We start from the raw sequence: 23,977 nt of genomic DNA, 5'->3' as shown, positions 1-23,977 counted from the left end.
GTTTAAGATGCTGAATACTTTAAGTTCTGCTCGAAAAGCAACACGGTCAAATTGGTCTTGAGGCCAAGGAAGTACGAATTATTTATGAAATTTCAAACAATAGCTTGTGCAGTTGCGATTGCGACAGGCGGATTATTTTTTACCCATGTGGTGAATGATGCAATTGCAGCTGATGGTAAAGAAGTAGTCAGCAAAGCAGTGCTTCAACCTTCTCAAGAACAGGCATTGGTATCCCGACAACTGGCAACTCTCGTTGATCGCCAACATTATTTGAATATGCGTCTGGATGCTCAGACTTCACAGCGTATCTTTGATTTTTATATTGACAGTCTGGATGCAGATCACAGTCTTTTTCTGGCATCTGAAATAGAAGATTATAAAAAACGCTATGGCGCTACTTTCGGTGCCAATCTGAAAGCTGGTAATTTGTCTGGCCCTTATGAAATTCATGCACAGTATCGTGAGCGTTTAGCCCAGTTCTATACCTTTATGCTGGAAGAACTGAAAAAACCGCAAAACCTGAATCAGAAGAATGTATATATCGAAACGGATCGCGAAAAAGCGCCATTCTTTAAAACTCAGGCTGAACAACGTGCTCACTGGTCAAAAATGCTGCTTTCTCAGCTGATTAACCTGACGATCAGTAAGGAAGAAGAGCAAGCTAAGCAGAATGCACTCAAAGCCAATCCAGAACTGGCAAATGGCCAGGATCTGACTGGGCCGGAAGATTTAACACCTGCTCAAACTCTGACTAAGCGTTATACCCGTCAGTTAGAACGTCTTAGCCGGATCAAGAGCGATGATGTACTGGACAAAACCCTCAACGCGATGATGCTGACTTATGATCCGCACAGTAATTATTTCCCGCCTGTAGATGCGATGGAGCTGAACCGTCAGACTACATTGCAGCTGGAAGGGATTGGGGTGTCGATTCGTCCGGAACGTGGTAATGAAGATTACACCAAGATTGAAACCATTGTAGAAGGTGGGCCTGCCAGCAAATCAGGACAGGTAAAATCAGGTGACCGTATTGTTGGCGTTGCTCAAGACGGCGAACAGATGGTCGATGTAATCGGCTGGCCGAGCAATGAAATTGTTGGCCTGATTCGTGGTAAGCGCGGCACCAAAGTAACGCTGAAGTTATTAGGCCCGGGTGCGACCATGGGACAGGCGCGTAATGTCAGTCTTGTACGTGATGTGATTCAGGAAGAAGATGCCGGGGTTAGAACCCGTACCGTTGAAATCCAGCGTGATGGTAAAAAATATCAGTACGGTGTGATTGAAATTCCATCTTTCTATCTGAACTATCGTGCCCGTCGTGCGGGTACCGACTATCGTTCAGTATCAGAAGATACCAATAAAGCTTTGAAAGAACTGGCTGCGAAGAATGTTGCCGGTATTATTGTGGACTTACGCAATAACCCGGGTGGTTCACTTGAAGAAGTGGCACGCATGCTGGGACAGGTCATCAAATCGGGTCCTGTAGTTCAGATTCGTGATGGTAACGGTAATGTCAGCGTCTTTGAAGATGATGATGGCGGCGCACAAACCTATGCTGGCCCATTGGCAGTAATGGTGAACCTGGCTTCTGCATCTGCAAGTGAAATTTATTCAGCAGCAATTCAGGATTATGAACGCGGCATCGTGATTGGTAGTACCACAACAGGTAAAGGAACTGCACAGGTTCAGCTGGATAGCTTGGCGCATGGTCAAGCAACGCTGACTCAGCGTAAATTCTACCGTGTGACCGGTGGTAGTACCCAAAATAAGGGCGTGATTCCGGATATCAAACTGGTCGATATCTATAACGAAGAATTTGGTGAACGTAAGGCTAAAAATGCCCTAGAGTGGGATACGATTCCAACTGCACCATTTAAACGTGAAGGTGTGGTACAGAAATATGTACCGGAACTGGCCAAGTTATCTCAACAGCGTGTCGCTCAGAACCCTCAATTCAAGTATCTGGAACAGCGTACAGCGGCCATGAAAAAAGTCGAAGACCAAAAACGTGTAGTTCTGGATCTGGAACAGCGTAAAGCTGAGTTGCTGGATATCGAGCGTAAAGCTTTAGAAGCTGAAAATGCCCGCCGTGCTGCAACCGGCCTGAAACCTTATCCGAACTGGGAAAGTTATCAGGCTTCTCTGGATGCCATGGTTGAAGCTCGAGCAAAAATGAAAGCCAAAGAGCGTCCAGCATTACCGGAAGAAGAAGCTTTTGTACTGGAAGCCGCGCATGTCTTGGCTGACTATGCTCAAGCACAGTCTAAACAGTAACTTTCACATAAAATAATATGATTTCTAAAAACAGCCTATCTCGATAGGCTGTTTTTTTGTGCAAATAAAATGCAATATCAATTAAATATAAAGTGCTATGTAACTAAATAAAAAAGAAAAATTTGTGATTTATGTCGAATAAAAAAGCTGGAATATTAAAGTTAATCAATTGATAAAATCTCAAAGACTTCTAATATATAAGCTGAATTTTTTATTTTATCGATTCAGGGCAATTTTAAACTCCACTCCAGCTACTGAAGAGATAAAAATATTGCAATAAATTTTGTATATAGCTTCAAGTTTGAAGCAGCCGGGATGAACTCTGAAAAGAGTATTTTATTTTTTATAGGGCGTAAATTTAGCGGGGAATCGTGCGAATACAGCTGCGCAATAAAATAAAAATGATCGCCCAGATGGAACATTTTATATGATTCATGCTCATCATGATGTCAGTCTGCTTATTGGATCGATGGCTGTGGCATTTATTGCCTGCTATTTGACGCTTACGCTTGAGCAGATTCTATTTCGTAATGTGTCGCTAAGGTTGAAAACCCTTATTTTACTGTTTAGCGGTGGCTTGCTGGGACTGGCGATCTGGGGAATGCATTATGTCGGCATGACGGCAGCTCATTTTCCTGATGCTTATGATATCGATACTGCACTCACCTTAAGTTCTTATATGATTGGGTTTGTAGGAGCAACCTTTGCCATCTGGCTCACCACCCGTAAAACCTTGCCTTGTGCCCGTCTGATTCTAGGTGCTGTTCTGATGGGGCTAGGCATGTCAGGAATGTACTATGTGGGGATGCTGGGCCTGAATGTTAAAAATCATGTGACTACCTATCACCCTTTATTAATGATCTGTTCGATCCTGATTGCAACGAGTGGAGCGGGACTCAGCTTCTGGGTGGCATTCAAATATCGACAGGCAGTACAAAGTACGATCCGGATGAAGCTCGTGGTCGCGAGTATGCTTACGTTGACCATTGTCGGGATGCATTATACGGGTATGGCGGCACTCAGTTTTTATGAAGATGCCCATCCATTGAGCCAGATCAGTCATTCCCATTATGACTTGTTATTTTCAGTCATCCTGATTAGTTGTCTGGTACTGGTGACTGCATTTGGTGTAGCCATGCTGGAGTTACGCTTTGAATCACGTAACCGTCAGCTGATGCTGGCCAATAAAGAGCTGGCGAATCAGGCGATTCAGGATAATCTCACCAAACTGCCAAACCGATTATATCTGGTCAAATATGCACAATTGCTATTTTCTGACCGGCAGCAAGATGCCCAGCATGAAATCGCTTTTCTATACATTGACCTAGATCGCTTTAAAGCCGTGAATGATGTATTTGGCCATCACGTTGGAGACCAGCTACTGATTCAGCTGGCTTATCGTATTCATCAAATTCTGGGAGATGATTCCAAACTGCTGTGCATCGGTGGTGATGAATTTCTGCTGGTGCTAGAAAATACTTCAGTAGAACAGGCCTCGAAAATATCAGAAAAGATTCTGGAACTGATTCAGGAAAGTTTCCAGATCAGTGGCAAGACCATTAATATCTCGGGCAGTATCGGGATCACCATGTATCCGAAGCATGGTCAGAATCTGCAGGATCTGCTGATCAATGCAGATGCTGCCATGTTGACTTCCAAGTATCAGGGACGGAATACCTATTCTGTTTTTAATTTCTCGACCGATCAGCATGAAAGCAAAAGCCAGAGCAAACTGATCAATGATCTGTATAAAGCAGTAGAAGAGCAGCAATTTATCTTGGTTTATCAGCCAAAATTTACCCATGATGAGCAGATCTGTGGTGTAGAAGCGCTAATCCGCTGGAAGCACCCATTGCATGGTTTGTTGGGTCCGAACATGTTTATTCCCGGAGCAGAAAAAACCGGTCTGATTATTCCGATGGGCTACTGGGCTTTGGAGCAGGCCTGTAAACAGATTCAGCTTTGGGAAGCTGATCATGCTGATTTTTTCCCGATCGGAGTCAATTTATCTGCAATTCAGTTTGAGCATAAGCATCTGATCAGTACGCTGGAGCAACTTCTGAATCAATATAAAATTGATCCTCAACATTTGATGATTGAGATTACTGAATCGACTGCCATGCATCATATTGATTCGAGTATCCGGGCTTTGCAGCAGTTGCGTCAAATGGGCATCCAGCTAGCGATTGATGATTTTGGTACTGGGCATTCCAGCTTTCTGTATTTAAAAAACCTGCCTGTCGATGAGTTAAAAATTGACAAGGAATTTATTCAGGGTCTGAGTGCAGGTTCCAAGGAAGAAATGATTCTGGAAAGTATTATTCAGCTGGCCATTAAACTCGGCCTGAAAGTAACGGCTGAAGGAATTGAAACTGTGCAGCAAGCGGAAATTTTGACCCGTTTGGGCTGTCAGCAGATGCAGGGCTATCTGCTGGGTAAACCGATGGATGTTGAGCAACTTGAAGCTAGGACCTTTGTTTCTTAAATTCATTAAATCACTATTTAGAATTTTTTTTTATTAAACTAATCAATTGTAAATTATAAAATTTATGTGGTTATCGATTTATAATTTTTAGATTGAGTAGTGAATTCAATCTGCTAAATAAACGAGTCAAAAAAATATCAGTTCAACCGGAAAAGAGAATGGGAAACTACGATTTCTCCAGTTTATAGGGCTGCTTATTGGCTCTAGAAATCTGCTACAATATCGTCAATTTTTTCATATTGATCGTATTTGATCTTGAGCACTGCGGTTCTGCAGTAGGTATTTTCCATGAGTTTTAAAGATGAGTTAGCGGCGCAGGTCGCTCAGCGACGTACATTCGCCATTATTTCCCACCCAAATATTTGACACCATTTCAAGCCCATTTAACCTATTTCAAATATAATAATAAAACCATTGTAAGTACTGTAAAAATATAAAAATATTGTTATTCTTTGTCTGATATGTCTTTCAACCCCGTTCAATAGATTTCAAGTCTAGTCAGTATGTTTGTGTACATATGTGTGTACATATTTTCTAGAATTTTCTATTTGAAAAAAATATGTACACAGGTGGAGTAAAATGCCTTTAACAGATACGTGGCTTAAGAAGAATCTAGATCGTGAACGTTCAGCAATACATACGGAGCCTGATCAAGATGGATTGAGCGTTCGTGTTTCTCAAAAAGGAAAGCTCACTTTCCAGATGCGTTTTCGATATAACGATAAGCAAGCTCGTTTAGACTTGGGAACCTATCCAAATATGAGCCTTAAAGAAGCTCGTATTGAATTGCAGAAAATGAAAGCAATTTTAGAAAAGGGACATGACCCACGTATTCATAAAAAAGTAGAACTTCACAAGATCACAGAGGCTGTAACTTTTGAAGCGTTATTTCGTGAGTGGCATACGAAATATAGTATTCCAAACAAAAAAAATGCAGATCAATATTTGAGATCATTTGAACTTTATGTTTTCCCAAAGTTAGGTAGCATACCTGCTGAGCAAATTACATTACATATGTGGTTAGATTTACTAGAAGAGCAATTTAAACAGTCGCCATCGATAACTGATCGCATTCTTACGAATACAAAGCAGTGTTTGGATTGGGGGATTAATCGAAAATTAATTGAGCGAAATCCCATAAGACATATCACTGGAAAGCGTGACTTAAATATTAAGAAAAATAAAACTGTTCGAGTATTACAAGATGATGAGTTGTCTTTAATTTTTAAAATTTGTGATGAGTCTAGAACATCATTAAGGAATGTTTTATTTCTCAAGTTATGTTTGTTTTATGGTAATCGATATAGTGAGTTGAGGCTTGCACGGAAATCAGATTTTGATTTTAGTAAAAATACATGGACAGTACCGTATGAAAATCATAAGACAGGAGAAAGTAAAGGTGACATTGTTCGACCTATTATTGATGAGATCAAACCGTGGCTTCAGTCTGCAATGGATTTGAGTAATTCTGAATACATTTTCCCACATGAAAATGGCAAAGAGCCAATGGGGCGTAGTGGGCCAACAGATACCCCTTATAACTTCATGCAATTTGCAAGGAAGAATTATAAAATTGAAATGGATCATTGGTCTATGCATGATTTGCGGCGTACAGCAAGGACAAATTTCAGTGCGTTTACAAGTAGGGATGTTGCGGAACTGATGGTTGGTCATGTGATGCCTGGGGAACAGGGGACATATGACTATTATGATTATCAAAAAGAGATGTCGAAGGCTTATAAAAAATGGTGGAAAAAATTAAGTAATCTGTCTAGATAGACAGATTACTCATTTGGTTGTTATTGAAATATTTGATTAGCCATTCGTTAAACGTTTCTTCATCCCAAAGGCTAGTAGAGCCAGCGCATTTCTTAATAGGTTGAGGCATTGGTTGCTCGAACATTTTTTGATTAGGTTGTTGGTAACGCCATAAAGTCGATGCAGAGCAATTTTTGAGTTTGTGGCGAATTTCTTTAGATGTTAAGTAGCCCATATCTTTGATCCTTTTGTGATTATCGCAATTAGAAAAAAGAACTAATTTTTTAACCTTAAATATTGGCTGGAAATCAACCTATAATGTTAAAACTATTAGATCAGTTCATTGATGGGGTAACTATAAAATTTAGAAAATGTTTAAAATAGAGCAGTACGCATATCTGGAAATATAGTAGTATTATGCTATGCAATTATCTGTATTTTAATAAATTATGATTGATAAAAAATTATCAAGGTTAGAGCAGTTTGAGCAGGATATATGGTTAAACTTTTGTTACTACTATCAGTGTGAATTGGATAATGAATTAATAGAAACGGAGAATCAATCATATATTGATCAAAAAGAAAAAATCATAAAAAGAATGCAGCAGAATGATTTTCCATTGAGTGAGCAGTCAGCTTTTCATTTAGAAATGATGGGGGATGTGGTTTCAATCCCTTTCAAGCCATTCCAGATTGCACAGCTTTTAATGCAGATAAATACATTAAGACCTGAGGTGAATAACTTGCCTGCCAAAATTTTCCAAAGGCATTATTCAGATATTTTAATTGCTTATGTGCAAATGCTTGGTGGGGTGGAGTTTATTCAGAACAGTACACTTGCCAAAAGTGCAAAGGCAATCATTGCAGTCAAAGCTCGTTACGACAAGCAGTTATACCCAAGACGTGAAATTATATATCGTATTTTAAGGGAACAAGTGGCACGTCATGGTAAATGGAAGAATCTAAATCAAGCTGTTCATTTTGTGCTTGATGATCTGGTCAAAGCTTTTGAGGTTTACGATATTGAGTGGCTTCAGTCTGAACTTGTGCTTAAGCAAAAAATGCTCAGTGAATTAGAACAGGAGAGTAAGCAGTTGTACGCTAAAGCTCAGTCTGATGGCGTGCGAAGAAAGCCAGCATCAATTGCGAAAAAAATAGAAAAATTACAGCTCGAACTTAATAATCTTAATCAGATACTGAAAGCAAAATATCCTTCTAAAGAGATGGAAAAGTTTGGGTATAAGATGCCTTACAGTGGTGGATACATTGCTGAAACCATCATTCATGAGCTCCAAACTCAGCCCGATATATTGAAAGAAATCTTGTTCTAAAAGTTGGTTTTAATGTGGTTCTGTTAATTAGACCACTTAAGAGGGTGTAAATAATTCTGTGTAAATACAGTTTTAAAAATACTTGGTTACACGCTCTTCAAACATGATACTAAAGCGATTCATGGCAGCTTTCCAATTCTGAATAGGCATCGTCCATTTTTTGCTTGCTGCCATAATTGCTAAATATACCACCTTTTTCACGGAATCATCGTAAGCGTCCGCTGAACACACCTTCTGAATTCATCCTGTAAGCCTTAATTTAACCTGAGTTCGACTAACTCAGGTGGCGTACTAATGGAGTGGAAGGGGTGCTTTTTTTGGGGACGAATGTTAGAGGTGGATCAGGAAATTTGAACAACACTTATAAGTGATATTTTGCTCCCCAAATGATGTTATAAACATCAATATATGGAGTATTTTATGACACGTAGACCAAGAAGAAATCATTCAAATGACTTTAAAGCTAAGGTAGCACTTGCTGCGATTAAAGCAGAAAAAACACTTGCTGAATTGAGTGCTGAATTTGATGTTCATCAAAACCAAATTATTGACTGGAAAAATCAACTGATTTCAGCTTCCTCGCAAGCTTTCGATCAATCAAAAGCTCCAACAGAACCACCCATCGATCTAAAAAAACTACATGCAAAAATCGGTGAGCAGGCATTAGAAATTGATTTTTTAGAAGGTGTGTTGAAGAAACTGGGCCGCTTCAACCACAAAAGTTAATCGATGACTCACTTCAGATTTCAGTATCTAAGCAAGCTAAGCTGCTGAAAGTCTCCCGTGGTTGTTATTACTATCGCCCAAAACCTGTGAGTGAATCAGATCTGAAGCTGATGCGCTGTATGGATGAGTTACATATGCAATACCCTTTTGCAGGTAGCCGTATGATGCGTGATTTATTGAATCGTCAAGGACATCATATAGGACGACGTCATACACGTACTTTAATGAAGAAAATGGGCATTAATGCGTTATATCGTAAACCAAATCTAAGTCAGGCCAATCAAGCTCACCGTAAATATCCATATCTGCTCAAAGGATTGGCTATTCAGCGCAGTAATCAAGTGTGGTGTACGGATATAACGTATATCCCTATGGCAAAAGGCTTTGTTTATTTATGTGCTGTGATTGATTGGCATAGCCGCAAGGTACTTGCGCATAGGGTATCGATTAGTATGGAGGTGGATTTTTGTATTTCGGCTTTAAATGAAGCGATTGAAAAATATGGATCACCTGAAATATTTAATACAGACCAGGGCAGTCAGTTCACCAGTGATGCATTTATTGATGTATTGAAATCAAATGGCATTCAAATCAGTATGGATGGTAAAGGTCGATGGATTGATAATGTGATGGTTGAACGGTTATGGAGAAGCGTTAAATATGAAGAGGTGTATCTCAAAGCTTATAGCAGTGTCACCGATGCGAAAAAGCAATTGAGTGCATATTTTGAATTTTATAATTTGAAACGACCTCATTCGAGTCTGGACAAAATGACTCCAGATGAGTTTTACTATGACCAGCTACCACAACAAAATAAGGTAGCTTAACTAGAGCAGAATATCACTTATAAATAAGCTTTTAGTTGTTCAAACAAGTGGGACCACCTCTTGTTAGGTACTGATGGCATTCGTGAAAGTAATATTGTTACCGAATGGATCGGCGATGGACATATTCTTGCTGCCCCAAGGCATATCTTGGATGCCTGGCTTGGCAAACTTATAATTCTTTTGATTTAGTTCCTTGCAGTAAGATTCTAGCTCATCTGTTTCAATGTTGATGGCACAGCCCGGACTACATTCCCCATGGTGTTCTGTTAGCAGCAAAATACATTGTCCTTTTGATACCTGCATGTAAAGAGGCGCGTCATCGGAGTCCCGATGTTCAAAGTCGATATTGAACCCCAAAAATTCAACATAAAATTCTTTGGCTTTGTTTTCATCAAATATTCTTATAAGAGGGGCTATTCTGGTAAATGCCATTTTTTGTTTCCTTTGGTTGCATAACACCTGAGTTAGGCAGCAGGCCCTAGCGCATGGCGGAGATTGGAAGGTAAGCGCTGTTGACCGTCTGATCGAAGTTCAGCATCATCAAACGCCATGTACACCCCCAACATAAACTCGGGGATTCGGTTGTTGCAGATTGCATAGCCAGCAAGATTGTTTATAGCCACGTCTGTTTCTTCGAACGACCCTTCACCAGATAAGAATTTTTCCGCGATAAACCTGGCAAGAGAGTCAACAAGTTCTGATTTTTCTGCAATTGAATAGACATCGATCACTTTCGAAAATCGGTTAATGAGCTCGTCATCTGGTCTGGGGTGCAGGCAGATTTTGTAAAGAGTATCGAGGATGTTCGTCATGCTGCCTAACGCCTGAGTTAGGTTGCCACTCATGGAATGATCTTGAAAGAATTGCTGGTCATGCGCTCTACGGGAACTTGTGGTGAGCGGATGTCAGCGCTTTGATGGACTCCTCCGACCAGTGCTGTGTACCGCACGGTCGTGTCTAATTCCGGAGAGCCATCACTAAGTTCCACGACAAAGCTAAGTGTCGCTTTGGCTGGAATGATGATGCTTTGGGATAAGCAACCATTCGACACGCCGCCCCAAGAAATGTGCGGCGCGCCGACCGCACGCAACGAAACAACGACATGTTCATTGCAGTTGACGATGTACAGACTCTCGTCCCTTGCAGTGACCGAGATCTTCACCTTTCTCCCTGGCAATGGCTCGGCCAGGACGTTTGTAGCCGATTGGAAAGCGGTCTCGCTTTTGGAAGGAGGCGAGCAGGGCGATGGCGAGTCATAACGTGAGCATCCGGCGAGGATTGCTATAACGATGACGACAAGAAACTTCATGGCAACCTAACGCTCAAGTTCACCGGACTGGCGAAGCCAGTTCCGGTGCAACGCCTTGTTAGATGACATCTAAAACTCAGTATGAACTGTATTGTTGCCACCAAGATGTTTGGCCTGATACATAGCGGCATCGGCTTTTCTAGTAAACAAAGATGGAGTCGAGCGTGCTGGAGGAACGCCTGTGCAAACACCAAGACTAACTGTTACACACTCTGAAACTTTTGATTTCTCATGTTTAATTGCCAAATCATAAATAGCTTGGCGCATTTTTTCAGCCCGTTCAATAAATGGCGGCGCGTCGTTTTGTAAAGATGATACAATTACAAATTCTTCTCCGCCATAACGCGCAACAATGTCGGAATCACGGGAGAAAAAGCTGCTAATTTTTTGTGCAACTAATCTCAATGCTGTATCACCTTCAAGATGGCCATAATGATCGTTATAAAGTTTGAAACAGTCGATGTCAATAAACGCGACGGCAATTTTTGCTTTTAATCTTTCATGCACTGACCATGAGCGATTCAGATGCTCTTCAAAATACCGTCTGTTGTGTAGCTGTGTCAGTGGGTCACGAACAATAAGTTCTTCAAGTTGTTTATTTTTCTCTATGAGAAGTTGATTCTGACGCTCGATATGTTGCTCGTGACGGACACGTTCAGTTACATCTTTTTGAATTCCGATAAAGTGAGTAACAGCATGGTTTTCATCAAAAACAGGTGAGAGGCTTAGCTCGTTCCAAAAGGGCTCTCCATTTTTTTTGCGATTGGGCTTTGTTGCACAAAGCTGTTCTTAAGGACTCCTTCGGCAATATAATTTCCAAATGAAGAAGCCTACACACAAAATCTACCGCACAACCAATTGGCCCGCATATAACCGAGCTCTCATTAATCGTGGGAATATTGCCATTTGGTTCGATCCAAAAACACAATGGTATGCAGAACCTCAAGGCAAACAAGGTCGAAGTCAAACCTACTCCGACATAGCGATTCAATGCTGTTTGATGATCAAATCTCTATTTAGACTCACTTTACGCATGGTTACTGGTTTTGTTCAAAGCTTAATTAAACTTTGCGGATTAGATTGGACAGCACCAGACTTCACGACGCTTTGTAGAAGACAAAAGTATATTGATATTCAAATTAACTACCAGAAAAGTCGTGATGGGTTACATCTACTCGTCGACTCTACGGGTTTAAAATTTTTAGGTGAAGGCGAATGGAAGCGTAAGAAGCATCAGCCTGAATACCGTCGGCAATGGCGTAAACTGCATATTGGTATAGATGCTGAAACACTGCAAATACGTGCCGTTCAGCTTACGACAAATAATGTCAGTGATTCACAAGTACTTGGTGATTTACTCGATCAGATTCCTCAAGATGAGCATATTGACTCCGTTTATACCGATGGTGCTTATGACACAAAGCGGTGTCGCCAGTTGATCACAGATCGAAATGCCCATGCGATTATTCCACCCAGAAAAAATGCGAAGCCTTGGAAAGATACAAAAGTTCATTCGCTAGAGCGAAATGAATTACTTCGCACTGTTAAACGTTTAGGCAGGACACTATGGAAAAAATGGTCGGGCTACCATCAGCGAAGTCTGGTAGAAACCAAGATGCACTGCATCAAATTATTAGGCGATAAGCTCAGTGCTCGGAATTTTGATAGCCAAGTCAACGAGATTCATGCACGTGTGGCCATCTTAAATAAGTTTACGGAGCTCGGCCGACCTCACACCCAAGTTGTCACTTAAATTTAAACAACTTAGGAAAGCTCTATCTTTAAAATCTTTATGCAACAAAGCCGATAGAAAGTGCCAATTTAGGTCGAATGACTGAGGCTTTAAATATTGCAGATAATTATTTATTCAATGAACTCTTTTATGATTCACCTCTTGAAAAAGAAAATATCTGTGAAAAAGTTTCTGAAGTATCTGTATTCACAAAGATTCCTAAAAACTCAATTCGTATTCCTATAGCAGGTGGTGGAAGCTATTCTCCAGACTTTGCCTATATTGTTGAGTATGAAAGTGGAAAGAAAACTTTGAATTTGTTGATTGAAACGAAAGATAAGGCAAACTACACCTTATCCGAAGAAGAGCAGCGTAAAATTAAACATGCAGAACTTTTATTTCAAAATGTCAGAGATGATGTAGACGTTGTTTTTAAAACTCAATTTGAAAGTGAAAAAGTCGTTGAAATTATTAAAAATGTTATTGGTAAAAAGGCTAGTAAAGGTTAGATTAAAGGCAATATTAATGTTGGCTTGATAAGCAAGTTGAGGGGATACATGAAGTTGGTTCATATTGTTGATAAAGATCAAAATATGTGGATTGATGTGAATGTATTCTTTCAACAGTCTGAAATGGAGCTGACTCAATGGCGTAGTCAAATAAGGGAGCGATATAAACGGGATAAAAACAAGCCTCATTTTACTTGCGCTTGGTGCCAATCCCCAGTGACCCTTGCCAGACGTACAGATCACATGGAGATCAATTCCTCGGCAACATTTTTTTTTAAACATATTCCTGAGTTGGAAAATAATCCAAACTTCCAATGTCCTGTAAAGCATATCAAACAGTTATCAGAGCAAGAAAAAACTGCTCTAAAGTATCAAATTGCGAAAGAAACTCAACAACATAAATTGCTGAAAGAGAACATATATAAAAGCCTTCAAGTAGATGAAGCTTTTAGTGATATTCATATTGAGCAAGTTCGTAAAAGTATTGATCTAAAGCAATGGCGTAGACCAGATGTATCTTCATTATATAAAAAGCAATTAGTTGTTTTTGAAGGACAACTTTCTACAACTTTTTTGAATGTGATTATTGATCGTAAGATTTTTTATCAAGATAACAATGCTTGCTTACTGTGGATTTTTAATCATTTTGAACCAACAGAAAAAGCGAAGAAGCAGTCAATGCAAGATATTTACTACAACAATAATGCAAATGCCTTTGTAGTGAATGATTCTACAGTCGCTCAATCAATTAAAACAAAAGTTTTTACTTTAGAGTGTCATTATTTAAAGCCTGAAATAAAGAATAATCAAATCATTAATCAGTGGAATACTGAGTTCGTCGAATTCCAAAACTTAGTCCAGAACGAAGCTACAAAGCAAATATACTTTTTTGATTATGAAGCTGAATATCAAAAGCTAAAGCAAAAATTAGGCTTACGTCATAGTTATTTACAAGAGAGTAAGAATCAAAAAGATAAACTAAAAGTTCAGAAATATATCGAATCACTAGAACAGGTTGATCTTGATACAAAAGTTCCATCAAAAACTAAATCTGAATTATTGGTCGAGTTTACTAAACTATGGATAAAAACTCATTACCTTACCGATAGTCAATTCAACTTTCAGTGGTTTTCCATCCGTAAAGAGCTTGAGCTAATGGGTATTAGTACACCTAAATACATTTTACATGCACCCTATAAAACAGTGGTCAACTCAATTTTAAGTGCAAAATTTGGTTACGTTGTAGGTAACAATATTAATGATATGGTGAGTGTAGCTCATAACTTGATGGAACATCATCCAGCTTACATTAAGCATTTGATGCTTACTTTAAAAGTAACAGGCAAACCCGATTTATTAAACGAGAGAGATAGTTCGGGTAAATGGAAAGAGCGTTATAAAAAATATGTTCAACAGCCAGAAGAGTTTAAAATTTATAAACATGATTTAAATCAATTTATTGAATTTTTAGTTCCTGAGTTTGAAGGACGCTTAATTGCTTGGGGTGAAAGCTGTGAACTTCATTCAAAAATAAATTTACCAAAGTAGGTCTATTATGAAATACCAACCGCCTTATACCATCACCTCAAAAATCATTCATCTGATTGCTCAGATCAGTGAAAATATAGGGCGTTTGACTGTTTTAGAGGAAATTCAGGACAGCTTAAAACTCAGAAAAGCCAATCGTATCCGTACTATTCAAGGTTCTCTTGCAATAGAGGGGAATACGTTAAGTACAGAACAAATCACGGCGATTCTAAATGGTAAGACTGTGATTGCACCTCCGAAAGAAGTTCAGGAAGTACGTAATGCCATTAAAGCCTATGAAGCATTTCAGCAGTGGCAACCAAGCCAAGAAAAAGACCTATTACAAGCGCACCAAATTTTAATGACAGGCTTAATTGATGAAGTCGGTCAGTATCGTCATGGTGGTGTCGGTGTAATGTCAGGTGATCGAGTAGTGCATATGGCTCCACCTGCGAATCAGATTAACCGTTTGATGGCTGATTTACTTAATTGGTTGAATGACAGCGATATACATCCACTGATTCAAAGTTCAGTATTCCATTATGAGTTTGAGTTTATTCATCCATTCGCAGATGGTAATGGTCGAATGGGGAGGTTGTGGCAGACATTGATTTTAAGTAGATGGAATCCAATCTTTGCCAATATTCCAGTTGAAAGCTTGATTTACCAAAATCAAAAAGCTTATTACGAAGCGTTGCAAGCAAGTACAGATCGTACTGATTCAGCCCCGTTTATAGAATTCATCTTACACATGATTTTAGATGCCATTCTTAGTTCAACTGATACCGCTCAAGATAGCGATCATGTTACCGCTCAAGTTAACGTACAAGTGAGCGACCAAGTTCAGCGTTTACTTTCGGCAATGAAGCAAGAAGATTATACTTTAGCTGAATTGATGCAATTGGTTGGATTAACTCATCGAGCAACATTCCAAAGGAATTACTTAAATCCTGCAATAGAAGCTGGTCTGATTAAACGCACCATTCCTGATAAGCCGAAAAGTCCGAAGCAAAGATATAGATTAAAAAGATAACAATACTTTCAATTGTGGATAAATCAAGACATATCCGCAATCAGTAAAATCCTATTCAAATCTGCTACAATTACGCCAATTTTGAATTCCCACTTTTTCAGTTTTAGTACATATTTAGAAATGTGTACATAACTGTGTACATATTGTAGATTTTTCTCATGTTTAAAGATCAATTAGCTAGAGAGGTAAAGGCTCGTAGAACCTTTGCTATTATTTCCCACCCCGATGCCGGTAAAACCACCATGACAGAAAAACTGCTGTTATGGGGTCAGGCCATTCAGGTTGCAGGTATGGTGAAAAGCCGTAAATCGGATCGTGCAGCCACTTCTGACTGGATGGAAATGGAAAAAGAGCGTGGGATTTCGATCACCACGTCCGTCATGCAGTTCCCGTTCAAGGACAAGATGATTAACCTGCTGGATACCCCGGGGCATGAAGATTTCTCGGAAGATACTTACCGTACCCTCACTGCGGTAGACTCAGCGCTGATGGTGATTGACGGTGCAAAAGGTGTCGAGGAACGTACCATCAAATTGATGGAAGTGTGTCGTATGCGTGACACTCCTATCATTTCTTTCGTCAACAAAATGGACCGTGAAATCCGTGAGCCTTTAGAGCTGCTGGATGAGATCGAAAATGTCCTGAAAATTAAATGTGTCCCGATTACCTGGCCACTCGGTACAGGACGTGACTTCGCTGGTGTCTATAATCTGCTCGAAGAAAAGTTCTATGTCTATAAAGCCGGTTTTGGTTCAGTGATTACTGATATCGAAGTTCGTGATGGCTATGACCACGCTGATTTACGTGAAAAAGTCGGTGAGCTGGCTTGGGCGGCATTTGAAGAATCATTGGAACTGGTACAAATGGCCAATGAGCCATTAGATCGTGAAGAATTCCTGGCAGGCCGTCAAACTCCAGTGCTGTTCGGTACAGCTTTAGGTAACTTCGGTGTCGACCATGTTCTGGATACATTTAGCGAATATGCACCGCCTCCCAAAGCGCATCCAACTCAAGACCGTAAAGTAGAGGCAGATGAAGAAGGTTTTACAGGCTTTATCTTCAAGATTCAGGCCAATATGGACCCGAAACACCGTGACCGTATCGCTTTCATGCGAATCTGTTCAGGTAAGTATGAAAAAGGCATGAAAATGAAGCATGTGCGTATCGATAAAGATATCCGCATTAGCGATGCCTTGACCTTCCTGGCTGGTGACCGTCAGCATCTGGAAGAAGCATGGCCGGGTGATATTATCGGTCTGCATAACCACGGTACCATCCAGATCGGTGATACTTTCACTTCAGGTGAAAAACTGCAATTTACCGGTATTCCGCACTTTGCACCGGAAATGTTCCGCCGTGTCCGTCTGAAAGATCCGTTGAAGTCAAAACAGCTGCAAAAAGGTCTGAAAGAGCTGTCTGAAGAAGGTGCAACTCAGGTCTTCATGCCACAAAACAGCAATGACCTGATTGTTGGTGCTGTGGGTGTGCTGCAGTTCGAAGTGGTGGCGTATCGTCTGAAAGAAGAGTACAAGGTGGACTGTATTTATGAGCCGGTGAGCATCAATACAGTACGTTGGGTATCTTGCGAAGATGAGAAGAAATTTAATGAATTCAAGAAAAAAGCCCATGACCAGTTATCTGTTGATGGTGGTGGTCATTTGACTTATCTTGCACCAAGCCGAGTGAACTTACAGCTGATGCAGGAACGTTATCCGGATATCGTATTCCGTAACACACGCGAACACTAAGCCTTCAGGCTTGGAAAATGTTAAACAGCTTCTCCGGAAGCTGTTTTATTTTGTGCTACATTTAGACGACTCATTACTTATATCTCTAAAAAATCATGAAGTTTAGTAAGGAAATCCTGCTCGGTTCAGTCATTGGCTGCAGTTTGTTACTTGGTGCATGTGATAAAAATGAAAAAGAACAGCCAGTGACGGAACAGAAAAAATCTGCAGCAGTCACCCCTGAAGAAAAAGCCAAAGTTTTGCCTTATCTGAATATCCAGGAGAAATCGGCCGATATTGCTTTGCCATTTTGTGAAACTAAAAACTGTATTAATCTGGATATTCAAACCTTAAAGACAGCTGATTCCTGGCTAAACCAGTCTATTGAAAAGCAGCAAGCAAAAGTCATTCAGGATCAGATTGGCCTAAAGCAGGATATGAGTCTGCAGCAGGCGGTTAATGCGTATGTAAAAAAATCAGATGCCTGGCAAGCCCAGCTCAAACTGAATAAAGCCTATGAGTTATCGCTGTATACCCGTATTCCTTATCAGCGCAATCAATTTGTGTTAATGCAAATTGGGGTAGACAGCACTCAGGAAAATATCCGCGTCAATGAACGCTATTATTTCTTTGTGGCTGACCGTGTGCAGCAAAAAATACTCAGTCCGCTAGATATTATCAATCCTGAGCAGCAATTGCAGATGGATCAGATTGTGCAGCAGGCTTACCAAAAATGGTTAAAGGACAATAATGCAGAAGTCCAGCAGAAAGCACCAAAAAAACTGTACTGGGGGCAGGCGGACTGGTTCTTCGATCAGGAAGGAATTGGCTTACATTATCGTAGTCAGGAAATTAGCAAAGATGCCAAACAACTGGACATCTATTTAACCAAAGAACAAACACAACAAGTCTTGAAAGTGGATATTTATCAGAATATGTTCTAACAGGTAGGTCCTGCAAGGATAAATAATGATGTTGAACAAAGGTTAATGCATGTCAAATTATAAGAATGTTTTATGTCTGTCAGTATTGGCATCAGCGGTTTTGCTGAGTGCCTGCCAGCCTAAGGAAAAAGAGCCGAAAGAGCCTGCTGCGCCTGAAGTGGTACAGGCTCAGCCTGAAGTGCTGAAGCTGAGTGGTGATACTGAGAAGCTGAAACTGGCCTTGCCTGAATGTGAAGGAAAAAACTGTCCTGAGATTTCTATCGAGAGATTGAAAAGCAATCAGCCATTTATCGATGAATGGATAGATCAGCAGATTCTGCAGCAGCTACAGGGCATTTTGTCTATTGATGCGATTGAACCGGCGAAAGCATCTGCAGCAAGTGAAGCTGAAGCCGCTGCTTCCGAACCAAAAACTGCATTAGCCAATGTCAAAACTCCAAAACAGCAGCTTGAACAGCAGATTCAGCCGCATATGCAGACTTTCCTGAATCTGGATAAGGAGTTGAAAGCACTCAGTGCCAGCCATAGTATCAGCTTGATGATCAAACCGAGAATTCTACAATCTGGTGATCCACTCGCGACTGTGGTCTTAAACAGTACCCATTATCTCGGTGGTGCGCATGGCGCTTCTGCTCAAACCTACTACAATTTTGATCTTGAGCAGAAAAAGCTGATTAAGCTGGATGATATCATTCTGCCTAAACAAAAGGCTCAGCTCGAAGCCAAAGCTTATGAGGCTTTTAAAATCTGGGTGATGGAATCCAAACTGGCCAATGATGTAGCTGAATATGAACAGGCCTGGAAATTTAAGCTGACAGATAATTTTTACCTGTCTAAACAGGGACTGGCGCTGCAATATGCCGAATATGAGATTGGTCCTTATGTGGTGGGTTTGCCACGTCTGGTCATTCCTTATGAACAGCTGAATGGCATTCTGAAACCTGAATATCTGCCTCAAACAGAGAACGCTGCTTCAGAAGCCGAGCCTGCAACTCCTGCCAAAGCACGCTGATGGTTTCGTTATTTGATACCCATACCCATTTTGATGTTCCCGATTTCGATCATGATCGGGAACAGCTGGCTTATGCATCCAAAGCAGCAGGGGTGGAGCATCTGGTCTTAATTGGTTTTTTACAGAGCCGGTTTAAGGATTTATTGCAGACGCATCATTTTATTAATCAGTTAGACAATGCGCCTCAAAGTCATCTGGCACCCGGCCTGCATCCATTTTATATTGAGCAGCATCAACCTGAGCATTTACAGGATCTGGAGCAGTTATTAAGCACAGAGCCTTGTATTGCCATTGGTGAAATTGGTCTGGATACTTTCGATAAACGGCATAAACAGCCGGAACTTTTTCAGAAACAGAAAGATTTTTTTGCTGCACAGCTGGAACTGGCGCAGCAGTTTGATAAACCTGTGTTACTGCATATCCGTAAATCTCATGCCGATGTTTTACAGATTCTAAAACAGCATCAGTTTAAACAGGGCGGTATTGCCCATGCCTTTGGTGGCGGGATTGAAGAAGCCAAAGCCTTTATCAAGCTGGGCTTCAAGCTTGGAATAACAGGACAAATCACCAATCCGAATGCTAAAAAACTGCATCAGGTGGTACAACAGGTAGGGCCGGAATATCTGGTGCTTGAAACCGATTGTCCGGACATGACGCCTTTATGTTGCCAGCATTCTACTGAGCAGCGAACTCGCAATACGCCTGCCAATCTGCCTTATGTCCTGCAAGGCCTGGCCAAGAGTCTGCACATGGATCAAGATGAACTAGCACAGCAGCTCTGGAAAAATACCCATCAGGCTTTACATCTGGCGATTTAAGATAAAACCCTACATCGGTCGGAAACTGGATTCCAATTTATGATCCAGTGAAAAAAGGCGCATTATGCAATTTCTAAAATGCTTTAGACTTGGCATCATGCATATAAATTATTTTGAGTGAGATTCACATGGCACAAGGACTATTGGCGGGTAAGCGCTTCTTGATCGCAGGTATTGCAAGTAAATTATCAATTGCTTTTGGTATTGCTCAGGCATTACATCGTGAAGGTGCAGAACTCGCTTTTACTTATCCAAATGAAAAGCTGAAAAAACGTGTAGATGATTTTGCTGCACAATTCGGTTCTGAATTGGTTTTTCCTTGTGATGTGGCAGTAGATGCAGAAATTGACAATGCATTTGCAGAACTGGCAAAACACTGGGATGGTCTGGATGGCGTCGTACATTCAATCGGTTTTGCGCCAGCACATACCCTAGATGGTGACTTTACTGATGTAACCGACCGTGAAGGTTTCAAGATTGCCCATGACATCAGTGCGTACAGCTTTATCGCGATGGCACGTGCTGCGAAGCCATTACTGGCTGTACGTCAAGGCTGCCTGTTAACGCTGACTTATCAAGGTTCTGAGCGTGTGATGCCAAACTACAACGTGATGGGTCTGGCGAAGGCCTCTTTAGAAGCAGGTGTACGTTACCTGGCATCTAGCCTGGGTGCAGAAGGTATCCGTGTGAATGCGATCTCAGCAGGTCCAATCCGTACATTGGCGGCGTCTGGCATTAAATCATTCCGTAAAATGCTGGATCTGAATGAAAAAGTGGCTCCACTAAAACGCAATGTGACCATTGAAGATGTCGGTAATGCAGCCTTGTTCCTGTGCTCACCATGGGCAAACGGGATCACTGGTGAAATCATGTATGTCGATGCGGGTTATAACACAGTAGGCATGAGTGCTGAACTGATGCTGGATGCAGAATAAGTCTTTTTAAAAGATCAATTTTCAGCAAAGAAAACCCCTCATTATTGAGGGGTTTTTATTTTTAACTTTAATTGTTAATGATGTAAGTCTGATGACAAGGGATACAAGAATTCGGATCAAAATAATTTATCTTTCAGGACTTTCCCACTAAGATGTTTAATATAAAAACAATACAGGATAATAAGGATGTTTAAAAATTTTTTAATCAGCATGATTTTTGTGATGGGCACAGTGGGGATCACCACGTCGAGCATGGCAGAAGACAGTCACTATCATGACAATATGCATGAACTCGACCATCATTTAAAAAATTTCAAATCTGCCAAAGATAGCAAAGAGGCGCGGGCAGCATTGCAAGGTATGCAAAAATCTGTGGAAGTTTGCCAGAAAAATTTACCATCAGGTCTGCAAAAGCTAAAATCCAAAGATGCGAAAGTTACGGCTTATCAGGGATTGTTAACTGACTTATTGAAAGAGATTAAACAAGCTGAACAATTTGTTGCAGCCAATCAGCTAACCAAAGCCCAAACTCTCACAGTGAAAATGGATCAGATTAAAAAGCAGGGGCATCAAGCCTTTAAATAAGCCATAAAAAAGACCGCTATTGCGGTCTTTTTTAACTTCAAGATCAAGTGATTAAGCTTGACCTTCAACAGCAGCAGCTTGCGCACGTTGCATGTTCGCTTCAAATTCAGCATCGAAGTTGATTGGTGTAAGCAGTAATTGCGGGAAGCTGCCTTTAGTCACCATATCATTCACCGCTTCACGAAGGAACGGGAACAGGATGTTCGGGCAGTAAGCACCAAGAATGTATGGCAGACGCTCTTCTTCAACGCCATCAATCAGGAAAATCCCTGCTTGAGTCACGTCAACGATAAACGCTGTATCACCTTCATTGGTCGCTTGAACCACAACTTTTAAAGCCACTTCAAAATGAGTCGGATCAATTTTTTCTGCAGAAGAAGAAAGGTTGATGTTTAACTCAGGTTGCCATTGCTTGGTAAAAACTTGTGCCCCAGGAACTTCAAAAGAAATATCTTTAGTGTAAATACGCTCTAATGCCAATTGTGGTTGAGCTTGTTGTTCTTCACTCATTCTTTAATCCTTGATATGAGGTAGGTTTTAGTAGATTAAGCCAATAATTCGTCTAGTTTGCCTTCACGCTCTAGGGCATAAAGTTGATCAAAACCACCGATAAATTGTTCATTAATAAAAATCTGTGGCACGGTACGATGATTGGTGCGTTGCATCAATTCAAGACGCACTTCAGGGGCTTCATTCGATAAATTAATTTCTTTGTATGCAACACCTTTGCGCTCAAGGAGCTGTTTTGCACGGATACAATACGGACATACTGTCGTCGAATAGATAGTAACTTCAGCCATGATCAATCTCCTGTTCGCAGATTATTTGCTTTTCACCAAAGGTAAACCTTGAGCTTTCCAGTTTGTAATGCCGCCATCCAGACGGTAGGCATCTGCATGACCTACCTGTTGAAGCGCAGAACCTGCAACTTGCCCAAGATTACAAATGAACACCAACGGGCGATCAGATGCTTTTAACTCATCAACGTGTTTTGTAATTTGGCTATATGGAATGTTACGGCTACCACTGATGTGACCTTCACGGAAGTCTTTAGCATCACGTAAATCAATCAGCATGGCATTTTTTGCTTTAACTAAAATTCCCAGCGATTGCGGAGAGATTTTGCGACCATTACGTTGACCTTCGATGATGAAGAATACAACCACGAGTACCGCGAGTGTTCCAAACAAGAAGGGGTGATTCCCCATAAACTCGAACCAACGTTCCACAATTCACCTAATTACAATTTTAAAATTGCCAAGAGTATAGCTCATAAATATGGTGATCAAAATCACCGCTTCAAGGGCTAAGCCTTAAGAAAATTAATTTTTTTGCTGCGCTTCGTTAATTTCGTCAATTAAACGTAAATAGCTGTCCAGTCGGCGCGGCAAAATTTCCCCTGTTGATGCTGCCTGACGTAAGGCACACTGCTTTTCATGTTTATGGGTGCAGTTACGGAATTGGCAGTGACCGAGCAGATTTTCAATTTCCGGAAAACCGCTTTGGACTTTGTCCAAGGTCAGATGCCAGAGACCAAATTCACGGATTCCCGGTGAGTCGATGAGAGCAGCGCCATCACCAAAGGAAATCAGACGTGTGGAGGTCGTGGTATGTTGCCCCAGTGCTGAGTTTTCAGAAATGACATTGGTTTTCTGTGCAGCATCCGGGACGATCGCATTAATCAGCGTGCTTTTACCGACACCTGACTGACCGACAAACGCTACAGTTTCCTCATTCAGACGAGCGGACAGTTCTGTCAGATCGCCATCGGACTGGGTTTGCATCACTTCATAACCCAGATCTTTATATTCTTTAAGCAAATCCAGAATTGGATCATTTTCCTTAAGCAAATCTGATTTATTCAGAACTAAAAGCGCTGGAATCTCTGCATCTGCGCAAGCCACCAGATAACGGTCAATCAGACCCGGAGCTGGTTCAGGCAATGGCGCAAACACAATCACAATCAGGGAAATATTGGCGGCAACCGGTTTAACCTTGTGGTAACGGTCAGGACGGGTCAGCAAAGAAGTGCGCGGATGAATCGCCGTAATAATGCCGAGTCCGGTATTTGGATCAGCCTGCCATCTGACTCGGTCGCCTGTTACCAGCAATTCCAGGTTGGTTCGGGTATGGCAGCGCCAGACACTACCCAGTTCAATCGGCTTCCAGAAGGGCTCAGGTTCGCCTTCAGCCACGACCGGTTTTTCAGGATGCTGTTCAGGTACGGACAAGGCCTGGACTTCAAGCTGGCGGCCATAATGCTGCACGACCAGCCCTTCCAGGTCTTGAGAGGTATCGATCTCTTCCTGACGCGTTTTATGCTGTTTTTGAATACGACGTTGTTGTTGTTCAGTTAAACGACGTTTACGTATTAAAGCCATTCAAATCCTAAAAAACCATGGGAGCGAGATGGCAAAAATAGCATGAAGCGGGGTGTCAGTTACA

At 41.0% G+C, this 23,977-nt stretch carries 24 protein-coding genes and 2 pseudogenes; 16 read left to right on the top strand and 10 right to left on the bottom strand.

Features of this window, described 5'->3' with window-relative positions; translation table 11 throughout:
- Positions 1-84: 84 nt before the first annotated feature.
- From C3F22_RS12165 to C3F22_RS12155, 4 genes and pseudogenes are all read left to right on the top strand, one after another.
- Positions 85-2,274 (top strand): carboxy terminal-processing peptidase, encoded by a 2,190-nt coding sequence (locus C3F22_RS12165; protein ID WP_005232197.1) that lies wholly within the window; start codon positions 85-87, stop codon positions 2,272-2,274.
- Between the two features lie 427 nt (positions 2,275-2,701).
- Positions 2,702-4,759 (top strand): EAL domain-containing protein, encoded by a 2,058-nt coding sequence (locus tag C3F22_RS12160; RefSeq protein WP_104426626.1) that lies wholly within the window; start codon positions 2,702-2,704, stop codon positions 4,757-4,759.
- A 288-nt stretch (positions 4,760-5,047) separates the two neighbouring features.
- Positions 5,048-5,119 (top strand): annotated as a pseudogene (locus C3F22_RS18840) (hypothetical protein); the annotation flags it as partial.
- 219 nt (positions 5,120-5,338) lie between these two features.
- Positions 5,339-6,538: a tyrosine-type recombinase/integrase gene (locus tag C3F22_RS12155; RefSeq protein WP_104426625.1), complete on the top strand. Its 1,200-nt coding sequence runs from the start codon at positions 5,339-5,341 to the stop codon at positions 6,536-6,538.
- On the opposite strand, the gene C3F22_RS12150 is transcribed toward C3F22_RS12155, so the two are convergent.
- Positions 6,531-6,752 (bottom strand): hypothetical protein, encoded by a 222-nt coding sequence (locus C3F22_RS12150; RefSeq protein ID WP_005232189.1) that lies wholly within the window; start codon positions 6,750-6,752, stop codon positions 6,531-6,533. The genes C3F22_RS12155 and C3F22_RS12150 overlap by 8 nt on opposite strands.
- A 214-nt stretch (positions 6,753-6,966) precedes the next feature.
- On the opposite strand from C3F22_RS12150, the gene C3F22_RS12145 reads away from it, so the two are divergent.
- Positions 6,967-7,848, top strand: a complete 882-nt coding sequence (locus C3F22_RS12145; RefSeq protein WP_104426624.1) for a hypothetical protein — start codon at positions 6,967-6,969, stop codon at positions 7,846-7,848.
- Between the two features lie 72 nt (positions 7,849-7,920).
- On the opposite strand, the pseudogene C3F22_RS12140 reads toward C3F22_RS12145, so the two are convergent.
- A pseudogene (locus tag C3F22_RS12140) lies at positions 7,921-8,058 on the bottom strand (IS256 family transposase); the annotation flags it as partial.
- Between the two features lie 210 nt (positions 8,059-8,268).
- Between C3F22_RS12140 and C3F22_RS12135 the strand changes: the two are divergent.
- Positions 8,269-9,401, top strand: a protein-coding gene (locus C3F22_RS12135; RefSeq protein WP_227554019.1) for an IS3 family transposase whose coding sequence is annotated in 2 segments (ribosomal slippage) — positions 8,269-8,521 and positions 8,521-9,401 — 1,134 coding nt in all. Because the reading frame shifts where the segments join, the coding sequence is not laid out codon by codon here.
- Between the two features lie 63 nt (positions 9,402-9,464).
- On the opposite strand, the gene C3F22_RS12130 is transcribed toward C3F22_RS12135, so the two are convergent.
- The 4 genes from C3F22_RS12130 to C3F22_RS12115 all read right to left on the bottom strand — a co-directional run bounded on the left by C3F22_RS12130 (position 9,465) and on the right by C3F22_RS12115 (position 11,274).
- Complete coding sequence (locus C3F22_RS12130) at positions 9,465-9,833, bottom strand: glyoxalase superfamily protein (RefSeq protein ID WP_104426623.1); 369 nt, start codon at positions 9,831-9,833, stop codon at positions 9,465-9,467.
- A gap of 32 nt (positions 9,834-9,865) precedes the next feature.
- Positions 9,866-10,246, bottom strand: coding sequence for a hypothetical protein (locus C3F22_RS12125; protein ID WP_104426622.1), 381 nt, complete (start codon positions 10,244-10,246; stop codon positions 9,866-9,868).
- The gene (locus C3F22_RS18595; RefSeq protein WP_228203547.1) at positions 10,243-10,452 is read right to left on the bottom strand and encodes a hypothetical protein; all 210 of its coding nucleotides are present in this window, start codon (positions 10,450-10,452) and stop codon (positions 10,243-10,245) included. Before C3F22_RS18595 ends, C3F22_RS12125 begins: the two co-directional genes overlap by 4 nt.
- A 327-nt stretch (positions 10,453-10,779) precedes the next feature.
- Complete coding sequence (locus C3F22_RS12115; RefSeq protein WP_265735220.1) at positions 10,780-11,274, bottom strand: diguanylate cyclase; 495 nt, start codon at positions 11,272-11,274, stop codon at positions 10,780-10,782.
- A 256-nt stretch (positions 11,275-11,530) separates the two neighbouring features.
- Between C3F22_RS12115 and C3F22_RS12105 the strand changes: the two genes are divergently transcribed.
- From C3F22_RS12105 to C3F22_RS12060, 10 genes are all read left to right on the top strand, one after another.
- A complete protein-coding gene (locus C3F22_RS12105; protein ID WP_004811110.1) occupies positions 11,531-12,463 on the top strand; it encodes an IS5 family transposase in 933 nt (310 codons plus the stop codon).
- Between the two features lie 77 nt (positions 12,464-12,540).
- Positions 12,541-12,951, top strand: a complete 411-nt coding sequence (locus C3F22_RS12100; RefSeq protein ID WP_228203546.1) for a hypothetical protein — start codon at positions 12,541-12,543, stop codon at positions 12,949-12,951.
- A gap of 48 nt (positions 12,952-12,999) precedes the next feature.
- On the top strand, positions 13,000-14,499 hold the full coding sequence (locus C3F22_RS12095; RefSeq protein WP_026444247.1) for a DUF6035 family protein: 1,500 nt from the start codon (positions 13,000-13,002) through the stop codon (positions 14,497-14,499).
- 7 nt (positions 14,500-14,506) lie between these two features.
- On the top strand, positions 14,507-15,511 hold the full coding sequence (locus C3F22_RS12090) for a Fic family protein (RefSeq protein ID WP_005232180.1): 1,005 nt from the start codon (positions 14,507-14,509) through the stop codon (positions 15,509-15,511).
- Between the two features lie 158 nt (positions 15,512-15,669).
- Positions 15,670-17,259 (top strand): peptide chain release factor 3, encoded by a 1,590-nt coding sequence (locus C3F22_RS12085; RefSeq protein WP_004782060.1) that lies wholly within the window; start codon positions 15,670-15,672, stop codon positions 17,257-17,259.
- A 95-nt stretch (positions 17,260-17,354) separates the two neighbouring features.
- Entirely contained in the window at positions 17,355-18,182 is an 828-nt protein-coding gene (locus C3F22_RS12080; RefSeq protein WP_005232178.1) for a hypothetical protein, read from the top strand.
- A gap of 49 nt (positions 18,183-18,231) precedes the next feature.
- Complete coding sequence (locus C3F22_RS12075) at positions 18,232-19,194, top strand: RsiV family protein (RefSeq protein WP_005232176.1); 963 nt, start codon at positions 18,232-18,234, stop codon at positions 19,192-19,194.
- On the top strand, positions 19,191-20,012 hold the full coding sequence (locus C3F22_RS12070) for a TatD family hydrolase (RefSeq protein ID WP_034169895.1): 822 nt from the start codon (positions 19,191-19,193) through the stop codon (positions 20,010-20,012). The genes C3F22_RS12075 and C3F22_RS12070 overlap by 4 nt, the downstream gene beginning before the upstream one ends.
- Positions 20,013-20,140: 128 nt before the next feature.
- Complete coding sequence (locus tag C3F22_RS12065) at positions 20,141-20,947, top strand: enoyl-ACP reductase FabI (protein WP_005232173.1); 807 nt, start codon at positions 20,141-20,143, stop codon at positions 20,945-20,947.
- Positions 20,948-21,133: 186 nt separating this feature from the next.
- Positions 21,134-21,532 (top strand): cytochrome b562, encoded by a 399-nt coding sequence (locus C3F22_RS12060; protein ID WP_034169896.1) that lies wholly within the window; start codon positions 21,134-21,136, stop codon positions 21,530-21,532.
- Between the two features lie 51 nt (positions 21,533-21,583).
- Here C3F22_RS12060 and secB read toward each other — a convergent pair whose 3' ends face one another.
- The 4 genes from secB to rsgA form a co-directional block, all read right to left on the bottom strand.
- Positions 21,584-22,042: a protein-export chaperone SecB gene (secB, locus tag C3F22_RS12055; RefSeq protein WP_004782070.1), complete on the bottom strand. Its 459-nt coding sequence runs from the start codon at positions 22,040-22,042 to the stop codon at positions 21,584-21,586.
- A gap of 35 nt (positions 22,043-22,077) precedes the next feature.
- Entirely contained in the window at positions 22,078-22,332 is a 255-nt protein-coding gene (grxC, locus tag C3F22_RS12050; RefSeq protein ID WP_034169897.1) for a glutaredoxin 3, read from the bottom strand.
- 21 nt (positions 22,333-22,353) lie between these two features.
- Positions 22,354-22,761 (bottom strand): rhodanese-like domain-containing protein, encoded by a 408-nt coding sequence (locus tag C3F22_RS12045; RefSeq protein WP_005232169.1) that lies wholly within the window; start codon positions 22,759-22,761, stop codon positions 22,354-22,356.
- A 93-nt stretch (positions 22,762-22,854) separates the two neighbouring features.
- The gene (gene rsgA, locus C3F22_RS12040) at positions 22,855-23,913 is read right to left on the bottom strand and encodes a small ribosomal subunit biogenesis GTPase RsgA (protein ID WP_034169898.1); all 1,059 of its coding nucleotides are present in this window, start codon (positions 23,911-23,913) and stop codon (positions 22,855-22,857) included.
- Between the last annotated feature and the right edge of the window lie 64 nt (positions 23,914-23,977).

This window comes from Acinetobacter sp. ACNIH1, from assembly GCF_002934695.1.
In the GTDB taxonomy this organism is placed as follows: domain Bacteria; phylum Pseudomonadota; class Gammaproteobacteria; order Pseudomonadales; family Moraxellaceae; genus Acinetobacter; species Acinetobacter variabilis.
Note: the sequence above shows the minus strand (reverse complement) of the source record. Positions and strands in the feature narration are given on the sequence as shown.

Excerpts from the sequence above, each read along its gene's own strand:
- C3F22_RS12165 (WP_005232197.1), top strand. The coding sequence starts at position 85 with ATGAAATTTCAAACAATAGCTTGTGCAGTTGCGATTGCGACAGGCGGA.
- C3F22_RS12160 (WP_104426626.1), top strand. The coding sequence starts at position 2,702 with ATGATTCATGCTCATCATGATGTCAGTCTGCTTATTGGATCGATGGCT.
- C3F22_RS12155 (WP_104426625.1), top strand. The coding sequence starts at position 5,339 with ATGCCTTTAACAGATACGTGGCTTAAGAAGAATCTAGATCGTGAACGT.
- C3F22_RS12150 (WP_005232189.1), bottom strand. The coding sequence starts at position 6,752 with ATGGGCTACTTAACATCTAAAGAAATTCGCCACAAACTCAAAAATTGC.
- C3F22_RS12145 (WP_104426624.1), top strand. The coding sequence starts at position 6,967 with ATGATTGATAAAAAATTATCAAGGTTAGAGCAGTTTGAGCAGGATATA.
- C3F22_RS12130 (WP_104426623.1), bottom strand. The coding sequence starts at position 9,833 with ATGGCATTTACCAGAATAGCCCCTCTTATAAGAATATTTGATGAAAAC.
- C3F22_RS12125 (WP_104426622.1), bottom strand. The coding sequence starts at position 10,246 with ATGAGTGGCAACCTAACTCAGGCGTTAGGCAGCATGACGAACATCCTC.
- C3F22_RS12105 (WP_004811110.1), top strand. The coding sequence starts at position 11,531 with ATGAAGAAGCCTACACACAAAATCTACCGCACAACCAATTGGCCCGCA.
- C3F22_RS12100 (WP_228203546.1), top strand. The coding sequence starts at position 12,541 with ATGACTGAGGCTTTAAATATTGCAGATAATTATTTATTCAATGAACTC.
- C3F22_RS12095 (WP_026444247.1), top strand. The coding sequence starts at position 13,000 with ATGAAGTTGGTTCATATTGTTGATAAAGATCAAAATATGTGGATTGAT.
- C3F22_RS12090 (WP_005232180.1), top strand. The coding sequence starts at position 14,507 with ATGAAATACCAACCGCCTTATACCATCACCTCAAAAATCATTCATCTG.
- C3F22_RS12085 (WP_004782060.1), top strand. The coding sequence starts at position 15,670 with ATGTTTAAAGATCAATTAGCTAGAGAGGTAAAGGCTCGTAGAACCTTT.
- C3F22_RS12080 (WP_005232178.1), top strand. The coding sequence starts at position 17,355 with ATGAAGTTTAGTAAGGAAATCCTGCTCGGTTCAGTCATTGGCTGCAGT.
- C3F22_RS12075 (WP_005232176.1), top strand. The coding sequence starts at position 18,232 with ATGTCAAATTATAAGAATGTTTTATGTCTGTCAGTATTGGCATCAGCG.
- C3F22_RS12065 (WP_005232173.1), top strand. The coding sequence starts at position 20,141 with ATGGCACAAGGACTATTGGCGGGTAAGCGCTTCTTGATCGCAGGTATT.
- C3F22_RS12060 (WP_034169896.1), top strand. The coding sequence starts at position 21,134 with ATGTTTAAAAATTTTTTAATCAGCATGATTTTTGTGATGGGCACAGTG.
- secB (WP_004782070.1), bottom strand. The coding sequence starts at position 22,042 with ATGAGTGAAGAACAACAAGCTCAACCACAATTGGCATTAGAGCGTATT.
- grxC (WP_034169897.1), bottom strand. The coding sequence starts at position 22,332 with ATGGCTGAAGTTACTATCTATTCGACGACAGTATGTCCGTATTGTATC.
- rsgA (WP_034169898.1), bottom strand. The coding sequence starts at position 23,913 with ATGGCTTTAATACGTAAACGTCGTTTAACTGAACAACAACAACGTCGT.